Origin of the sequence: Pseudomonas sp. PDM17 (assembly GCF_014851985.1) — a bacterium.
GTDB lineage: Bacteria > Pseudomonadota > Gammaproteobacteria > Pseudomonadales > Pseudomonadaceae > Pseudomonas.
The window spans coordinates 405,347-421,277 of the sequence record NZ_JACVAT010000005.1 but is presented as its reverse complement, the minus strand read 5'-3'; the positions used below and the strand labels follow the sequence as shown (position 1 = coordinate 421,277).

General features: G+C 67.4%; 9 protein-coding genes. 3 read left to right on the top strand and 6 right to left on the bottom strand.

What is annotated here, in order from left to right; translation table 11 throughout:
* Positions 1-85: 85 nt before the first annotated feature.
* The 4 genes from recD to IB256_RS20145 form a co-directional block, all read right to left on the bottom strand.
* A complete protein-coding gene (gene recD, locus IB256_RS20160) occupies positions 86-2,110 on the bottom strand; it encodes an exodeoxyribonuclease V subunit alpha (RefSeq protein ID WP_192403811.1) in 2,025 nt (674 codons plus the stop codon).
* Positions 2,107-5,781 (bottom strand): exodeoxyribonuclease V subunit beta, encoded by a 3,675-nt coding sequence (gene recB / locus IB256_RS20155; RefSeq protein WP_192403809.1) that lies wholly within the window; start codon positions 5,779-5,781, stop codon positions 2,107-2,109. Before recB ends, recD begins: the two co-directional genes overlap by 4 nt.
* Positions 5,778-9,245 carry an exodeoxyribonuclease V subunit gamma gene (gene recC / locus IB256_RS20150; protein WP_192403806.1) on the bottom strand — a complete coding sequence of 1,156 codons (3,468 nt, stop codon included), beginning with the start codon at positions 9,243-9,245 and terminating at the stop codon, positions 5,778-5,780. The genes recB and recC overlap by 4 nt, the downstream gene beginning before the upstream one ends.
* Before the next feature lie 101 nt (positions 9,246-9,346).
* A complete protein-coding gene (locus IB256_RS20145; RefSeq protein WP_192289876.1) occupies positions 9,347-10,177 on the bottom strand; it encodes a VirK/YbjX family protein in 831 nt (276 codons plus the stop codon).
* Positions 10,178-10,418: 241 nt separating this feature from the next.
* On the opposite strand from IB256_RS20145, the gene ppk2 reads away from it, so the two are divergent.
* Both ppk2 and IB256_RS20135 read left to right on the top strand, forming a co-directional pair.
* Positions 10,419-11,237: a polyphosphate kinase 2 gene (gene ppk2, locus IB256_RS20140; protein ID WP_081518169.1), complete on the top strand. Its 819-nt coding sequence runs from the start codon at positions 10,419-10,421 to the stop codon at positions 11,235-11,237.
* A gap of 270 nt (positions 11,238-11,507) precedes the next feature.
* Positions 11,508-12,902 carry a cytochrome B6 gene (locus IB256_RS20135; protein ID WP_192289877.1) on the top strand — a complete coding sequence of 465 codons (1,395 nt, stop codon included), beginning with the start codon at positions 11,508-11,510 and terminating at the stop codon, positions 12,900-12,902.
* Between the two features lie 93 nt (positions 12,903-12,995).
* Here IB256_RS20135 and IB256_RS20130 read toward each other — a convergent pair whose 3' ends face one another.
* Positions 12,996-13,886 (bottom strand): LysR substrate-binding domain-containing protein, encoded by an 891-nt coding sequence (locus IB256_RS20130; protein WP_192289879.1) that lies wholly within the window; start codon positions 13,884-13,886, stop codon positions 12,996-12,998.
* Positions 13,887-14,014: 128 nt separating this feature from the next.
* Here IB256_RS20130 and IB256_RS20125 point away from each other — a divergent pair, with 128 nt between their 5' ends.
* A complete protein-coding gene (locus tag IB256_RS20125; RefSeq protein WP_192289881.1) occupies positions 14,015-14,632 on the top strand; it encodes a glutathione S-transferase family protein in 618 nt (205 codons plus the stop codon).
* Between the two features lie 13 nt (positions 14,633-14,645).
* On the opposite strand, the gene IB256_RS20120 is transcribed toward IB256_RS20125, so the two are convergent.
* Positions 14,646-15,848 carry an MFS transporter gene (locus IB256_RS20120; RefSeq protein WP_192403804.1) on the bottom strand — a complete coding sequence of 401 codons (1,203 nt, stop codon included), beginning with the start codon at positions 15,846-15,848 and terminating at the stop codon, positions 14,646-14,648.
* Positions 15,849-15,931 lie beyond the last annotated feature (83 nt).

Below are 15,931 nucleotides of genomic sequence, written 5' to 3'. Positions count from 1 at the left end.
GCCGGCAAAGCGGCGGGACAGAGCACCAGCGGCTCACCTGCCGCCATTCATCGGAGAGTTTCCCAGTGGGTTTGCAACTTTCCGGTCAGCCGCCGAGCAACCCGCTAGCCCGCTGCACCCGCCGCTCCGTCGCTGCCTCCAGCACCTGCCAGCCGCGCCCGGCGCTGGCCAGGGTGAACCATTTGCGCGCGCGGGTGATGCCGGTGTAGACCAGCTCGCGGGTGAGGATGGGGTTGAGGCTGTCGGGCAGCAGCAGCGCGGCGTGGGTGAACTCCGAGCCCTGGGATTTGTGCACGGTCATGGCGAACACGGTTTCCACCGCCTGCAGACGGCTGGGCAGGATCCAGCGGATGGCGTCGGTGCCATCGCCCGCCGGGAAGGCCACGCGCGCCACCCAGCGCACCGAGCCGTCGTCGGCCGCCTGCGGCAGTGCCAGGGTGATGCCGATGTCGCCGTTCATCAGGCCCAGGCCGTAGTCGTTGCGGGTGACCAGCACCGGGCGACCGGCGAACCAGCCGTTCGCCGAAGGGATCAAACCTTCGCGTTGCAGCAGGTCGCCGATCAGGCTGTTCAACCCCTCCACGCCCCAGGGCCCGCGACGCAAGGCGCAGAGCAACTGGAACTGGCCGTGGGCTTCCAGCACCTGCCTGGCCCAGCCATCCAGCGCGGTCTGATCGGCGTTGTCCGCCGGGCGCGAACCGCTGACGACGCGCAGGTAGTGGGCGTAGCCGACCGGGCCGAACAGGTCGGCACCGCGCCCGCCATCGATCACCAGGTCACGCAGGCTGCGGGTTTCCTGGGCATCCACGGCAATGCGGGCGAGGTCCTCGTGCTGCGCCTTCCACACCTGGCGCAGGGCCGGGATATCGCCGGCGTTGACCGCTTCGGCCAACTGGCCGATGCCGCTGTCGGCGCTGAAGCGGTGGCTGTGGCGGAGCATGGCCACGGCTTGGTCGAGGTCGCTGCCGGAGGTGTCCAGCAGATTGGGGTCAATGGATTCGCCGGTCACCGCTTCCAGCCAGTCGCGGGTGGCCGGGCGGTAGTGGCCTTCACGGGCGCGGCTGCACAGCTCGCCGAGCACCGCGCCGGCTTCCACCGAGGCCAGCTGGTCCTTGTCACCGAGCAGGATCAGCCGTGCGCGCGGCGGCAGCGCGGCGAGCAGCGAGGCCATCATTTCCAGGTCGACCATCGAGGCTTCGTCCACCACCAGCAGCTCCAGCGCCAGCGGATTGCCGGCGTGGTGGCGGAACTGGCGGCTGTCCGGCCGGCTGCCGAGCAGGCGGTGCAGCGTGGTGACTTCCGTCGGGATCGCCTCGCGCGCGGCTTCGCCATTGGCCAACCCTGCGAGATCGAGGCGCTGCACGGCACCGGCGATGGATTCGTTCAGGCGCGCGGCGGCCTTGCCGGTGGGCGCGGCGAGGCGGATGCGCAGCGGTCTCCCGCCCTCTCCCAGCGCCAGGCTTTGCAGCAGGGCGAGCAGCTTGACCACGGTGGTGGTCTTGCCGGTGCCGGGGCCGCCGGTGACGATGCCGAAGGCATTGCCGGCAACCAGCGCGCAGGCGAGTTTTTGCCAGTCCGCCGGCGCGCCGGCTTTTTTCGGGAACAGCGCATCCAGCGCCTGACGTAGTTGGGCAGCGGGTAACCCGGCACGCAACGCATCGCCCTGCTGCAGGCGCTGGTCGATCCCGGTGCGCACTTCGCGCTCGTACTGCCAGTAGCGACGCAGATACAGACGACGTCCGGACAGCACCAACGGCGTATCGCCGGGGCCGTCGCCAACCAGTCGCGGATCACTCAGCACGGCACGCCAGGCGTTGAGGTCGAAGCCGTCCAGCAGTACACCGGGCAGCTCCGGCGCGTCCTTGGCCGAATCGCCTTCGGGCGGGAGGGACAGGGCGAAACGGCTGTCGGCCAGGGTCGCTTCCAGGTCAAGGCAGACGTGCCCGCGACCGAGCTGGTGACTGGCCAGCGCGGCGGCGAGGATCAGCAGCGGATTGGCGTCGGGCGAGCGCTCGACCAGGAAGATCGCGAAGGCGCGGTCCAGCTCGCGCAGCCAGCCGCGCTCGGCCCAGCGACCGATCAGTTCAAGCATCTGGGCGGTGCTCTTCATGCCGGCACCTCCGCGCGGAACAGGCGGTCCAGCTCGTCCATCAGTGCCTTCGGCGGGCGCTCCAGGTACATGCCCTGGGTCGCCGAGGAACTGCCGCGCAGGAACAGATACATCGCGCCTCCGATATGGCGGTCGTAGTCATAGTCGGGCAGGCGCGCCTGCAGCAGCCGGTGCAGGGCGAACAGATAGAGCGCGTACTGCAGGTCGTAGCGGTGCTCCAGCAGTGCCTCGCGCAGCGCGCTTTGTGTGTAGGCTTCGTCGTCGGCACCCAGCCAGTTGGATTTGTAGTCGGCCACGTAGTAGCGGCCTTCGTGCTCGAACACCAGGTCGATGAAGCCCTTGAGCATGCCGTTGAGCAGGTTCGCCTGCAGTGTCGGTCGAGCCACGCCGCCGAGCGTATGGCGAGTCACGGCGGCGTCGAGGCGCTGGCTGTCGACATGGCGGGTGGAGAACCAGAACTCCATTTCCTTCTGGAAGGTAGTCAGCCCGGCGAGGCTGACCGGTGCCGCACCAGGCACGCGGAAGACCGTGCGCAGGTACTGCCCGAGCCAGCCGGTGAGCGGCTCGATCCACTCTTCCCAGCCGCGCACGGCGCAGCGCCGGGCGATCTGGTCGCGCAGCTGTTCTTCGTCGGCGTTGAAGCCTTCGTCGGCAGCCCACTCCAGCAGGCCGTGGAGGAAGCTGCCGGGGTTCGCGCCGCGCGGGAAGGCGTGCAGGCTGAAGGGTGCGGGCACAGCTTCCAGCTCGCGGTGTTCTTCCAGGCTGCTTTCGCGCAGCAGGTCTTCGCCGGCGCTGATGGGTTCGTCGGCGGCCGGTGCGGGAGCGATCTCACTGTCGTCTTCGGTGGCCAGCGTCGCCAGCGCGGAATAGCTGGCGATCCACCATTTCTCAGCCACCCGGCGGCGCGGCTCGCGGGCCGCGCCCAGCTCGCCGGCCTGCAGGCCAACGAAAAGCTCAGTGCCGACTTCCGGTGCGGGTTCCAGGGCGATTTCCGTGTGATCAACCTGCAAGTCACTCAGACGCGCAGTCACGTCCTCGACGCTCAGCGCGTTGCCGCCGCCGAGCAGGTAGCCCATGGCGCCCTTGTGCAGTTCGGGGCTTTTACTGTTGCTCATCACCAGCGGCGCCATGCCCAGCCACACGGCGTGGCGCGCACGGGTCAGGGCCACGTAGAGCAGGCGCATGTCCTCGCTCAGGCGCTCGTCGTTGGCCAGCTGGAACGCGGCCTTGGCCAGCTCCTTGTCGCGGGACAGTTCGACTACTCGCGACTCGCCGGACTGGAAGCTCGGCGGCGTGCCGCTCTTGCCGTCCAGCTCGCGCCAGGTGCAGATGAAGGGCAGCAGTACCAGCGGGTATTCCAGGCCCTTGGACTTGTGGATGGTCACCACCTTGATCAGATCGGCGTCGCTCTCCAGGCGGAGAATTTCCTCGCTGGACGGGCTCTCCAGCTGCTCGGCAAGTACCCGCAGCAGCGCATGCTCGCCATCCAGCTCCACGGCCTCGCGCTGCAGCCACTCGGCCAGGTGCAGCAGGTTGGTGAGGCTGCGTTCGCCGTCGGTCTCGCGCAGCAGGCGCGCCGGCAAAGCGAAGTCGGCGAGCAGGCGGCGCAGCATCGGCAGCACGCCCTGCTGCTGCCAGAGCATGCGGTAGTCGCGGAAGCGCAGCACCATCTCCTCCCAGAAGCGTTCGTCCTGGTTCAGCCGCTCCAGGGTCGCCCAGTCCAGCGCCAGGCTGCGGGTCGCCAGGGCGATGCGCAGGGCACCATCGTCACCAGGATCGGCGCAGGCGCGCAGCCAGTGCAGCAGGTCGACGGCTTCGGGACTGTCGAATACCGAATCGCGGTCGGACAGGTAGACGCTGGCGAGCCGGCGTTTGGCCAACTCGCCGCGCACGGCTTCGGCTTCGCTGCGACCGCGCACGAGGATGGCGATATCCGCCGGGCGCAAGGCGCGCCATTGGCCATCGGCGTCGCGGAAACCGCTCTGCGCGGAGCTCAGCCAGCGCTGGATGGCACTCGCGCTGCGCTCGGCCATCTGCTGGCGGTACAGCGTGGAGCCGCAGACCTGGCCGTCGTTGTCCAGTTGCCAGAAGGTCATGGCCGGCGTTTCGCTGCCTTCAAGCAGCAGCGTCTCGTCACGGCCTCGCGCGTCGACATTGAGGAACGGCACCGGGTTTTCCTGGCCTTCCACCGCGAAGCGGAAGGCACCGCGCGGGTGGCCTTCGGCGAACAGGAAGCAGCGGTTGGCCGCCTTGACCATGGCCAGCGTGGAGCGGTAGTTGGTGCCCAGCGTGTAGTGCCGCCCAGCGGTGGCAGCGCGGGCACGCAGGTAGGTGTGGATGTCGGCGCCACGGAAGGCGTAGATCGCCTGCTTGGGGTCGCCGATCATGAACAACCCGAGGTTTCGCGGGTTTTCGCCGATGCGGTAGACGCGCTCGAAGATGCGGTACTGCAGCGGGTCGGTGTCCTGGAATTCGTCGATCAGCGCGATCGGGAACTGCTCGCGGATGCGTTCGGCCAAGCGCTCGCCACCGCTGCCGGCCAGGGCGCGGTCAAGGCGCACCAGCAGGTCGTCGAAGCCCAGTTCGGCGCGCTTCTGTTTTTCCACTTCGAGGTTGTGCCGTACTTCGCCCAGGGCGTGCAGCAGCAGTTGCGGGGCGATCTCCGGGCGCTGCTCGGTACGCTCGACCCAGGCATCGATGGCCAGCAGCGCGGGGTGCTCCGGCACCGCGGCCTTGGCTTTCACCTTGATCCGCGTCTGGCCGAACTTGGCAAGATTCTCCGGCGCATCGGCGCCTTCGCTCCAGGCATCCAGCGCTTCGATCCAGCCGGCAAACACGGCGTCGTCATCCTTGCCGCGATAGCTGTTGCCGTTGAGGTCGCCGCGCAGGTTGCGCAGCAGTTCGGCGACGCCCTGGCGATCCGCCGCCCAGGCTTCACGGGCGCGGGTTTCGGCGGCAGCGAGTTCATCGTAGAACCGGCCGGTGTCCTCCAGCAGTTCGGCCAGCGAGGCCGGGGCCGTCAGCGGCTGGTCGGCGTAGCGGAAGCCGGTCTCCTGCGCCGCCAGCAGCGGTTGCAGGGCGCGGGCCAGCGTTTCGGGGCCGGCGTAGCAATGGCGCACGGCGTTGGCCGCCGCTACGCCCAGCGGGTAGAAGTTGCGTCGCCAGTAGTCGCGCACAGCTTCGGCGAGCAGTTCGCTCTGGTCGGCGGCGAGGTCCTGGGTGAACAGGCTGCCGCTGTCGAAGGCGTGCTCGCGCAGCATGCGGTAGCACCAGCTGTGGATGGTGGAGACGGCGGCTTCGTCCATCCATTCGGCGGCCAGTCGCAGCAGGCGCGCGCAGCCGGGCCAGCGCTCGGCGGCGTAGCTGTCGCGCAGCTTCACCAGCAGGCCGTCGTGTTTCTGCTCGGGCTCGGCGAAGCAGCGCGCGGCTTCGCCCAGGCGCGCGCGGATACGCTCGCGCAGTTCCTGGGTCGCGGCCTCGGTGAAGGTCACCACGAGGATTTCCGGCGGGCTCAATGGCCGGCCGAAGGCGGCCTGCTCGCCGCCGTGATCGAGCACCAGACGCACGTAGAGCAAGGCGATGGTGAAGGTCTTGCCGGTGCCGGCGCTCGCTTCGATCAGCCGGCTGCCATGCAGCGGGAACTCAAGAGGGTTGAGCTCGACGGCGCTCATTGTTCGGCCTCCTTGCGCTGCAGAATCGCGAACAGTGGCCCGTACAGTTTCTCCGCCCATGCAGCGAATTCCTCGCTGGCGTTGAGCGCGGCGAAGTCCGGATAGACCCGCGCCAGCGCCGCGGAGGACGCCGCCTCGCCGCTCAGGTTGAAGCCGCCGTCGTAGCGCTTGGCAGCTTCGCGGGTGGCACGCTCTTCGTCATCCCCGGCGGCCAGCCAGGCGAAAGCCGCCTTGCAGGCGACCGGCAGCGGGCGGCTCATGCCCTGGAACCAGGCCTCCAGCAGTGCATCCAGTTCAGCGCGGGCGTCCTGCACCGACAGCGGCGGGAATTCCAGGGTGCCGGTCAAACCGACGAGCACGCTGGTGACCGGTTCGCCGCACAGCTGCAACGCGAGGTGGCGTACCCACGGGCGCACCAGCCCGTGCCATTTGTAGCCCTTGCCTTCATGCAGCTTGCCGCTGACCAGTTGCAGGCTGGCGAGCTGGCCACCGGCGTTGCGGCGCAGGCCGCCAAGCCAGTCAGTCAGGTGGATGCCGGCATGTTCGTGGTTGAACTCGCGCTGTTCGTCTTCCACCTGCGACCAGTGCTCCAGCTGTTCGCGGTAGCGCGCCAGCAGGTCGTGCAACGGTGCCACCAGCGCCTGGGCGGAGAAGTCACCGAAGGCCGCCAGCGGCAGCCGGCCTTCGCGGCGCAGGCGCTCGACCTGGGCGGTCAGTTGCGCCGCCAGTTGATCTTCCTGCCAGTGCTGCTCCACCCACGGGCGCAGGCGCTCGCAGAGTTCGAACTGCAGTTGCCAGACATCCAGTCCGTTCAGCTCGAAGGGTTCCTCGTCCTGGCCGGTCAGTTGCTCCTCGCCGAAGCGCACCTTGAGGCGCTGCAGGAAGAAGGCGCCGACCGGGTTGGCGAGGAAGTCCGAAACCACGCGCAGGCCGATGGGGGCGTCGAGCACCGGCGGCGACAGCGGCGCGTCGTTCGCCTCGCCCTCGTGCTCGCGGTGCACATCGCGCCACTCGCGGGCGTAGGTATAGAGGCCGTCGATGCCCTGCACCGAGGGCGCGTCGAAATAGGCGCGGCTGAAGGGTTGCAGAGGGTGCTCCAGGGTCAGTCCGTGCAGCAGGTCGCTGTCGTTGGCGCCGTGCCAGCCGGCAGCGAGGTGGTCGCGCAACTGGCCGACCAGCACGGACGGCGGGCGCTCGCTGTTATCGCGGATGCTCCGCCCAACCCAGCTGACGTAGAGCTGGCGGCGCGCGGAAAGCAGGGCTTCGAGCAGCAGATAGCGGTCGTCCTCGCGACGCGAACGGTCGCCGGGACGGTAGTCGTTGCGCATCAGGTCGAAGTCCAGCGGCGACTGCGGGCGCGGATAGTCACCGTCGTTCATGCCCAGCAGGCAGACCAGCTGGAAGGGAATCGCGCGCATCGGCATCAGGGTGCAGAAGCTCACCGCGCCAGCGAGGAAGCGCTGGTTCAGGCCGCCGGCATCCAGCCCGCTGAGCCAGGCCTCGCGCACCACAGAGAGCGGCAGCGGATCGTTGAAGCCGGCGTGGCCGCAGGTTTCCAGCCAGCCTTCAAGCAGGTCCAGCAGTTGCTGGCGGAGCAGTTCGTCGTGGTCGTCGGTGACCCGGAAGAAGTCTTCCAGCAGACTGCGCAGGCGTTGCACCCAGGTGGTCGGGTCAGCTTCCTCGGCAAGCAGTTCGCAGGCCTTTTCCAGCGCGCCGAGCAGCCCGGCCAGCGGGCCGAGGGCGGCGGCGTCGAGGCCGCCGATTTCCGCGTACGGCTGGATGCCCTGGAAGGCATCGCCCTCACCCACCGCGAAGCCCAGCAGCATGCGCCGCAGGCCGAAGCGCCAGCTGTTGGCCTCGGCGGCGGCGGGCAGGCCGAGACGTTCGCGCTGCTGGCCGTCGAGGCCCCAGCGCACACCGGCGCCATCGATCCAGCGGCGCAGCAGCGGCAGGTCGGCGTCGGCCAGGCCGAAGCGCGCGCGCACGGCGGCGACGTCCAGCAGGTCGAGGATTTCACTCACCGCGAAACGGCTGTCAGGCAGCCGTAGCAGGTGCTCCAGCGCCACTAGCAGCGGCTCGCGGCCGCGCTGTCCCTGGTCGGCCAGGGTGTAGGGGATGAAGCGTTTGTCGTCGCGGGCGATCTGGCCGAACACGGCTTCGATGTGCGGTGCGTAGGGGTTGATGTCCGGGACCATGACGATCACGTCGCGCGGGCGCAGCGTGGGGTCGGCGTCGAAGCGCGCGAGCAGTTGGTCGTGGAGGATTTCCACTTCGCGCTGGGCGCTGTGGGCGACGTGGAAACGCACCGAGTCGTCGGCCTGCGGGTCGACCGCGGGCCAGTGTTCGCGGGTCTCGTTGATCGGCCGCAGTTCGAGGATGTCGTCCTGCAACTGGCCGAGCAGGCTGCCCGGCTCCACTTCGCTGAACAGGTCGATGCGCCCGTTGCTCACTGCCCCCAGACGCGCGCGGTAGCTTTCCGGATCGTCGTACTGGTCGAGCAGGTTGATGTAGTCGCGGCCCTGCTTGCCCCAGGCGGCCAGCAGCGGCTGGGCGTACTGGTGCTGCTGGTCGTCGCTGAGCAGCTCCGGTGTGCCAGCGCGGCGGCGCTGGCGACGGTATTCGTGGCGCAGCAGGTCCTTGTCGGCAACGATGTCGGCCCAGTGGTGGCGGCACGGGTTGTGTACGCAGAGCAGCACCTGGGCGTGGCGCGCCAGCACGGCGAGGGCTTCCACCGTCTGCGCAGGCATGGCGGAGATGCCGAACACCACCACGCGGCGCGGCAGGTTGGGCAGCAGGGTGTCGGCGCCCTTCAGCTTCTCGATGAAGCGCCCGTGTACGCCGGCCCGGCTGGTGGCCAGGCCTTCGTGGCCGACATCGTCGAGCAGCGCGCGCCACAGGGCGGCCTGCCAGCGGTTGTCGGCCTCCAGCTCGCGTACTGTGCCATTGGCCAGGCGCAGCTGATCGACACCTCGGCTCCAGTCCTCCAGCCAGTCGGCACGGTAGACCTGATACTGGTCGAACAGGTCGGCCAGGCGCTCGGCCAGTTGGTGGCGCTTGCGCAGGTCGGCGTCGTCGGCGAGGAAGCGTTGCAGGGTGGCGAACTCGTCGCGTTCCAGCAACGTCGGCAGGAGGCGCATCAGGCGCCAGGTCAGCGGGCCCTTGTCGAGCACCGACACTTCGGGGATTTCATCGCGGCCCAGCGCTCCCCGATAGGCGCGCCAGAGGAATTGCGCGGGCAGTTGCACGTCCAGTGCGGCAGTGACACCGCAGCCGCCCTCTTCCACGTCGCGCCCCAGCGCCAGCTTCAGCCACTGGGCGATGCCGTTGCTCTGCACCAGGATGACTTCGTTCTCCAGCGGTGCCAGCGGGTGCAGGCTCATCCACTGCACCAGCAGGTCGCGCAGCGCTTCCGGATGGTTGCCGTGGATCACCATCAGGCCGGGGGTCAATCGCTGCTCGCTCATCGTGTCTCCTGGTGCGGAGCGGGCAACTGGGAGCGCCCGCCGGGGATGAGGGGCATTTCACCAAAAAAGCGGGCGGGCAGGGCAGTTTTTTGCAGCGCCGATCAGGCGGCGACGGCACCCTGCTCCCAGACTTTGCGGATGGAGCAGGCGATCTCCTCGCGAAGGGCTTCGCGGCGGCGAAACTCGCTGCGCCGCTGGCTCTTCACCTCAGCGATGTCGCGCACCGGTTCGCGCGCAGGCAGGCGGTACCAGTAGCGGCCGTGGCGGTTGGCCTGGGACTCCCGCCAGAAGGCGTCGTAGCTGGACTTGAGCTTGTGCGAACAGGTGTGTGCGGAGTCACTGATGCCCAGCAACTGGCGGCCGCCCATCTGCTCGCCCAGCGTGTAAAGAGCGGTGAGCAGGAGGCTCTTGGGACGCAGGCCGAACATTTCCTTGCCCAGCCATTTGACGGTGCCTTCATCCATCGTCGTGCGAGGCCCCTGTAGCCCACCGATCAGCAGCTGGTCATTCTTCCCGAGGGTGAAACTCAGCGAGTACAGGCGCTCGCCGGCACCATTGCGCAGGTACAGACCCAGCTCTCCCTCACGGCAGAAGTCCGAGGGTTCCAGCAGCACGTCCAGCACATCGCCGCTTTTCAGGGGGACCTGGCTCAGATGCACCGGCCCCAAGGCCAGCAACCTGTCTCTCCAGACGCAGGGCAGGCAATCCACCTGCGAATAGTGCTCCAGCAGCGCAGCGAGCCGGCGCCGGACGCTCCAGTGACGGCACAGGTACTTTCGCCAGTGCTTCTGGGCGGGCGGCAAGCCATTCCGGTAGGGCTCCGACAGCACCGGCATGCGCTGGATACAGCGCGACCAGCGCCAGTGCAGGAGGGGGAACAGGGTGGCGGCCAGCGCACGCTGGCCGGTCTTGCGAATGGTTTTCCAGCGCATGAGTCAGAGGGGTCCGTTGCGGGATGAAGCGGCGCACTCCTGCGCACGCGAATGAAAAGCGCGTCAGTGTGGTCGTGAACGTCCCGGTGGGGGATCGGCTCCCCCGCCGCCGTGCTGAGTGATCTTTCCGATCAGCTCACAGCAAAGTCCGACGCGCATCGGGTCGCTTTCGCAGATGCTCGATGGCAATCCACCGCTATGCTCTGGAGTGGTACCCCGACGCCCCGACATGGAGACCAAGATGGGCAAGAAGAGCAAAGCCAAGAGTCAGGCTGTAGAACCGCAAGGCAAGATGAAGAACAGCGAGTACGAGGAACACCTGCGCAAGCTGTCCGTGGAACTGGTCAAGCTGCAGGAATGGGTGGTGCACAAGGGTCTGAAGGTCTGCATCGTTTTCGAAGGTCGCGACGGTGCCGGCAAGGGCGGCACCATCAAGGCGCTCACCGAGCGCGTCAGCCCGCGAGTATTCCGGGTGGTGGCGCTGCCCACGCCCACCGAGCGCGAGAAGTCGCAGCTCTACGCCCAGCGCTACATCAAGCACCTGCCCTCAGCCGGCGAGGTGGTGATCTTCGATCGCAGCTGGTACAACCGCGCCGGCGTCGAGCGGGTGATGGGCTTCTGTACCGAAGAGCAGGCCGACAAGTTCCTCGCCGTGACCCCGATGTTCGAGCGCATGCTCACCGAGTCGGGGATCATCGTGCTGAAGTTCTGGCTGGAGGTCAGCCCCGAGGAGCAGGAACGCCGCCTGAGGGACCGCATCACCGACGGCCGCAAGATCTGGAAGCTGTCGCCGATGGACGTGAAGTCCTTTACCAAGTGGGACGAATACACCCGCGCCCGCGACCTGATGTTCGCCGCTACCGACTCGCCCTGGGCACCCTGGATCGTGGCACCGTCCGAGGACAAGAAGCGCGTGCGCCTGAACGTCATCAAGCACATCCTCAAGCACGTGCCGTACAAGGAAATCCCGCGCGAAGAAGTGAAGCTGCCCAAGCGCGGCAGGATCGGCAAGTACAAGAGCCCGGACTATCCGTTCCACTACATCGACGAGGTCTTCTGAGGCCAACCGGGCCGGCACCCGCCGGCCCCGGATCGATTTGCGCTAAGCGCATCGCTTGCCTGAAACCCGCACGTCTATAGGCAGCCAGGGGCCAGCATCCGCGAGCTCCCTGGCCACGCCCGCTGCGACCGCCCATCCGGATTTCCGACAGTATTCCTCAATCGACGCCATAGGCCACGCCTATTTGCTGGCGCCAGAGCCCTGACCTAGGCCTGTGCCTGCGATGTACGCCGTGACTTTCCGCGACAACAACGAAGAAGAGGAAGGCTGATGAACACGCCAGTACGGAACCGACGGAGCCTGATCGCCCTGTCGATGGCCATGGCCCTGCACAGCGGGGCGGCGGGCGCCGAAGAGAAACTCCCGTCCAGTTACGCCCCGACTCAGACCGACGATTTCGCCAGCGTGATGAAGCGCATGACGGCGGAGAAACCGAAGATCGCGCAAGCCCACAAGAGCCTGCTCGAACAACGCTACGACCTCGCCGACAAGCCGGCCAAGGGCGCGACCATGTCGCGCGGCAAGCCGGTGCAGGAAGGCGTACGGGTGAAGCTTCCCGAAGGCACCAGTTGGGACGACCTGGCGAAACGCTCACCCGATGAAATCCGCGAGAAGGGACTGTTCCCCGGCGGCTTCCTGCCGCTGCCGCATCCCAACCATCCCGAGGGTGGGATGGTCTTCCCGCACTTCCTCATCGAGGAGATCAACCAGCAGGAAAAACGCGACCTGACCCGCTTCGACCTGGACTTCGACCTGCCCGACCACTTTCTCCCGGAATTCCCAGCGCCGATCTACCTGACCACCCGGCCGGACCTGGGTGACGTATCCAAGGGCAAGCAGATCACCCTGTTCAACTACTACGAGACCTTCGCCGGCATCCTCAACCCGAAACAGCTCGAAGGTCTCCGCCTGCTGCTCACGCCCTTCGCCCAGCAGCAGTTCAACCAGACCGATGATCGCCGCAGCGCGTTGCCCAGCCGGGGCGTGGCCTGTTTCGACTGCCACGCCAACGGCCACACCAACGCCGCCACGCACCTGGCTGGAGACGCGCGGCCGCAGGCGTTCCGCCACCGCATCGATACGCCGTCACTGCGCGGGGTGAACGTACAGCGGCTGTTCGGCTCGCAGCGGGCTCTGAAGACGGTGGAGGATTTCACCGAGTTCGAGCAGCGCGCCGCCTACTTCGACGGCGACCCGGTGATCGCCACCAAGAAGGGGGTGAACATCCTCGATCGTGGCAGCCAGGTACATTTCATGGGTGAGTTCCAGGCACTGCTGGACTTCCCGCCGGCGCCCAAGCTGGACGTGGAGGGCAAGCTGATTCCGGGCAAGGCCAGCGAGCAGGAACTGCGCGGCGAGAAGCTGTTCTACGGCAAGGCCGCCTGCGCCGGCTGCCACACCCCGCCCTACTTCACCGACAACCTGATGCATAACCTCAAGACCGAGCGCTTCTTCAAGCCCAGGGAGGACAACGGCGTGATGGCGGTGGGTGACGGGCCGATCAAGACTTTCCCTCTGCGCGGCATCAAGGACTCGCCGCCGTACCTGCATGACGATCGCCTGCTGACGCTGGACGACACTGTGGAATTCTTCAATCTGGTACTGGAGCGCAAGCTGAATCAGGAAGAGAAGGCAGACCTGGTGGCTTACCTGAGGACGCTCTAGCGGCATGACCTTCGCAGGCGCGGACTCCGTCCGCGATGGTGTCCGGCGCGAAGCGGGCCTATCGCGGACAAAGTCCGCGCCTATCCGCCCACCTCACTCGATCGCTTTCAGGTAACGCCCGACTTCCCCCGAGAGCCACCCGGCAAATGCTGCCACCTTGGCCTGGGTTGCCTCGCGCTCGGGCCACACCAGCCAGTAGGGGAAGCCGTACGGTACGCGCAGATCGCTGAGCGCCACCAACTCGCCGCTTTCCAGCGCGCCGGCAACCAGGCTACGCCGCTCCAGACCGACTCCCTGCCCCATGCGCACCGCCTCGATGCTCAGGTTGGAGTCATTCACCACGAACTCCGCCGCTTCCTGCGGCACCGCCACGCCAGCCGCCTGGCACCAGCCCAGCCAGGATTCGAAGCCGGTAATGCGCGGGCAGCGGAGGATCTCTTCCGGGCTGCCGGGCAACTGCCCGCCGTTGAAGTCCGGCGCAGCGACGACCACCACCTCATCTTCGAACAGGTATTCCTGCGCCAACCCTTCCCAGTGTCCCTGGCCGATGCGGATCGCCACGTCGGCCAGGCCCTGGCGCAGGTCCATCACTTCCAGGCTGGCCAGCAGGCGCAGGCGGTACTGTGGATAAGATGCGCGGAAGCCCGGCAGGCGCGGCAGCAGCCACTTCTGGCCGAAGGACGGAGTGAGCGCCACCACCAGCTCATCCTCGCCCGGACGCGCCTTCGCCAGGCGGGTAGCCTCGGCGATATCGCGCAGCGCGCCACGAATCTGCAGGGCATACAGGCGGCCCTCCTCGCTCAGGCGCAATCCCCGCCCCTCGCGCTGCAGCAGGGTGACGCCCAGCAGGCTTTCCAGCTGGCGCACCTGCTGGCTGATGGCCGAATGTGTGACGTGCAGTTCGCTGGCGGCGAGGGTCACGCTGCCGAGCCGGGCAACGGCCTCGAAACTGCGCAGGGCGGAGAGCGGTGGCAATGCGCTCATGTAAGTTTTCCTAACCGAATTGGTCACTAATCGTCGCTATTTACCAGCGACTAAAGCCGCTAGATTCATGGCCAGCGCGCGGACAACCGCGCTAGCCACGATGCAATTTCTACTAACAGGATGCACCCATGCAACAGAAGCTTCCGCACCTGATCGGCATGCTCGACTCGCCCTACGTGCGCCGCGTCGCCATTACCCTGCGTCTGCTCGGCATCGAATTCAGCCATCAGTCGCTGTCGGTGTTCCGTACCTACGAGGAGTTCCGCGGCATCAACCCGGTGGTGAAGGCGCCGAGTCTGGTACTGGGCGACGGCCAGGTGCTGATGGATTCCACCCTGATTATCGACTGCTTCGAACACCTGGCCGGGCGCAGCCTGATGCCCGCCGAGCCGGCCGCGCGGATGCGCGCCACACGCCTGCTGGGCCTGGCCCTGGCGGTCATGGAAAAGGCGGTGCAGCGCTACTACGAGCAGCAGCGCCCGCAGGACAAGCAACTGGACACCTGGCAGGAGCGCGTCGACCAGCAACTGCACGCGGCCCTGGCGCAACTGGAAAGCGAACTGCGCGAGATGTCGCTGGACGCCGGCGCGCCGCTGGACCAGGCCGGGCTGAGCATCGCCGTGGCCTGGACCTTCGTGCAGCTGCTGCACTCCGAAGACATTCCGGCGGACAGCTACCCGGCGGTGCGCGACTGGGCAGAACAGGCCGAAGCGCTGGACGCCTTCAAGGCGTTTCCGCCGGTGTGAAACCCCGCTCAGCTCAATCCCTGGGCAACTCCTCGTGCTGCTGCCGGGTGAAGCGCAGCAGGCCGAAGCAAATGACGAAGCCGCAGAGCGCCAGCCCGGCGGCAACCAGGAAGATCGACGCATAGCCATGTCGGGCGGCAACCAGCCCCATCAGCGGGCCGGCGATACCCATCGCCAGGTCGAAGAACAGCGCGTAGGCACCCAGCCCCGCACTGCGACTGCTGGCCGGGATGCGCAACACCGCCTCGACGCCCAGCGACGGATAGACCAGCGACAGGCCGCAACCGGTGAGCGCCGCGCCCAGCAGCGCCAAACCCGGCCCCGGCGCCTGCCAGAGCAGCAGCAGGCCGAAGACCTCAACACCCAGGCAGACCACCGCGACGGCGAAACCGCCGAAGCGATTGACCATGCCAGAGAAGATCAGCCGCGCGCCGACGAAGCAGACGCCGAAGGCCGTCAGGCACCAGGCCGGGTTTGCCCAGCCCTGACTGCCGTAATAGAGGGTGATGAAGGTCGCCAGGGTGCCGAAGCCGATGGAGCCGAGCATCACGCACATACCGTAGGGCAGCACGCGGCCGAGCACGGCATGGAAGGCCATGCGCACGCCCGGAATAGTCGGCACCTCCTCCCGACTTCGGGCTGCCAGCCAGCCCATCGCGGTGAGTACCAGGATACTCACCCCCAGGCTCCACAGGCCCAGCGAGGCCGACATGGTGACTCCCAGCGGTGCCCCGATGGCGATGCCGCCGTAGCTAACGATACCGTTCCAGGAAATCACCTTGGCGGTGTTCTGCGTGCCCACCAGCGCAATACCCCAGCTCGCCGTACCAATTCCCAGCAACCCCTGCGCCAGGCCGAAGAGCAGACGGCTGCCGAGCAGCAAGGTCAGGCTCAGCCAGGTCACGGACTCGAAGCTGGTGGACGCCAGCACCAGCACACCGCCGGCGCCCAGAACACCCAGGCCGTAGAGCACGGCGCGCTTGGCTCCGTAGCTGTCGGCCACGTAGCCCGCCAGCGGGCGGGACAGCAGGGTGGCGATGTACTGCAGGCCGATCACCACGCCGGCGATCACCGTCGAGTAGCCCAGGCCTTCGTGGACGAAGCCGGGCAGCACCGGCAGCAGCAGGCCGATGCTCAGGAAGAGGACGAAGGTAAAGAAGACGGTCGCGAGGATGCGCAGGGTGACGGAGGCAGTTCGCTGCTCGGACGAGCTCATGGACGGGCCTGACGGTGGGTGGCGGAGCGTGTGCGGGGACGATTGAAAGCAGGCTATCTATTTCCGCCCCGATTGCCAATCCG

Excerpts from the sequence above, each read along its gene's own strand:
- ppk2 (WP_081518169.1), top strand. The coding sequence starts at position 10,419 with ATGGGCAAGAAGAGCAAAGCCAAGAGTCAGGCTGTAGAACCGCAAGGC.
- IB256_RS20130 (WP_192289879.1), bottom strand. The coding sequence starts at position 13,886 with ATGAGCGCATTGCCACCGCTCTCCGCCCTGCGCAGTTTCGAGGCCGTT.
- recC (WP_192403806.1), bottom strand. The coding sequence starts at position 9,245 with ATGAGCGAGCAGCGATTGACCCCCGGCCTGATGGTGATCCACGGCAAC.
- recD (WP_192403811.1), bottom strand. The coding sequence starts at position 2,110 with ATGAAGAGCACCGCCCAGATGCTTGAACTGATCGGTCGCTGGGCCGAG.
- recB (WP_192403809.1), bottom strand. The coding sequence starts at position 5,781 with ATGAGCGCCGTCGAGCTCAACCCTCTTGAGTTCCCGCTGCATGGCAGC.
- IB256_RS20145 (WP_192289876.1), bottom strand. The coding sequence starts at position 10,177 with ATGCGCTGGAAAACCATTCGCAAGACCGGCCAGCGTGCGCTGGCCGCC.
- IB256_RS20135 (WP_192289877.1), top strand. The coding sequence starts at position 11,508 with ATGAACACGCCAGTACGGAACCGACGGAGCCTGATCGCCCTGTCGATG.
- IB256_RS20120 (WP_192403804.1), bottom strand. The coding sequence starts at position 15,848 with ATGAGCTCGTCCGAGCAGCGAACTGCCTCCGTCACCCTGCGCATCCTC.
- IB256_RS20125 (WP_192289881.1), top strand. The coding sequence starts at position 14,015 with ATGCAACAGAAGCTTCCGCACCTGATCGGCATGCTCGACTCGCCCTAC.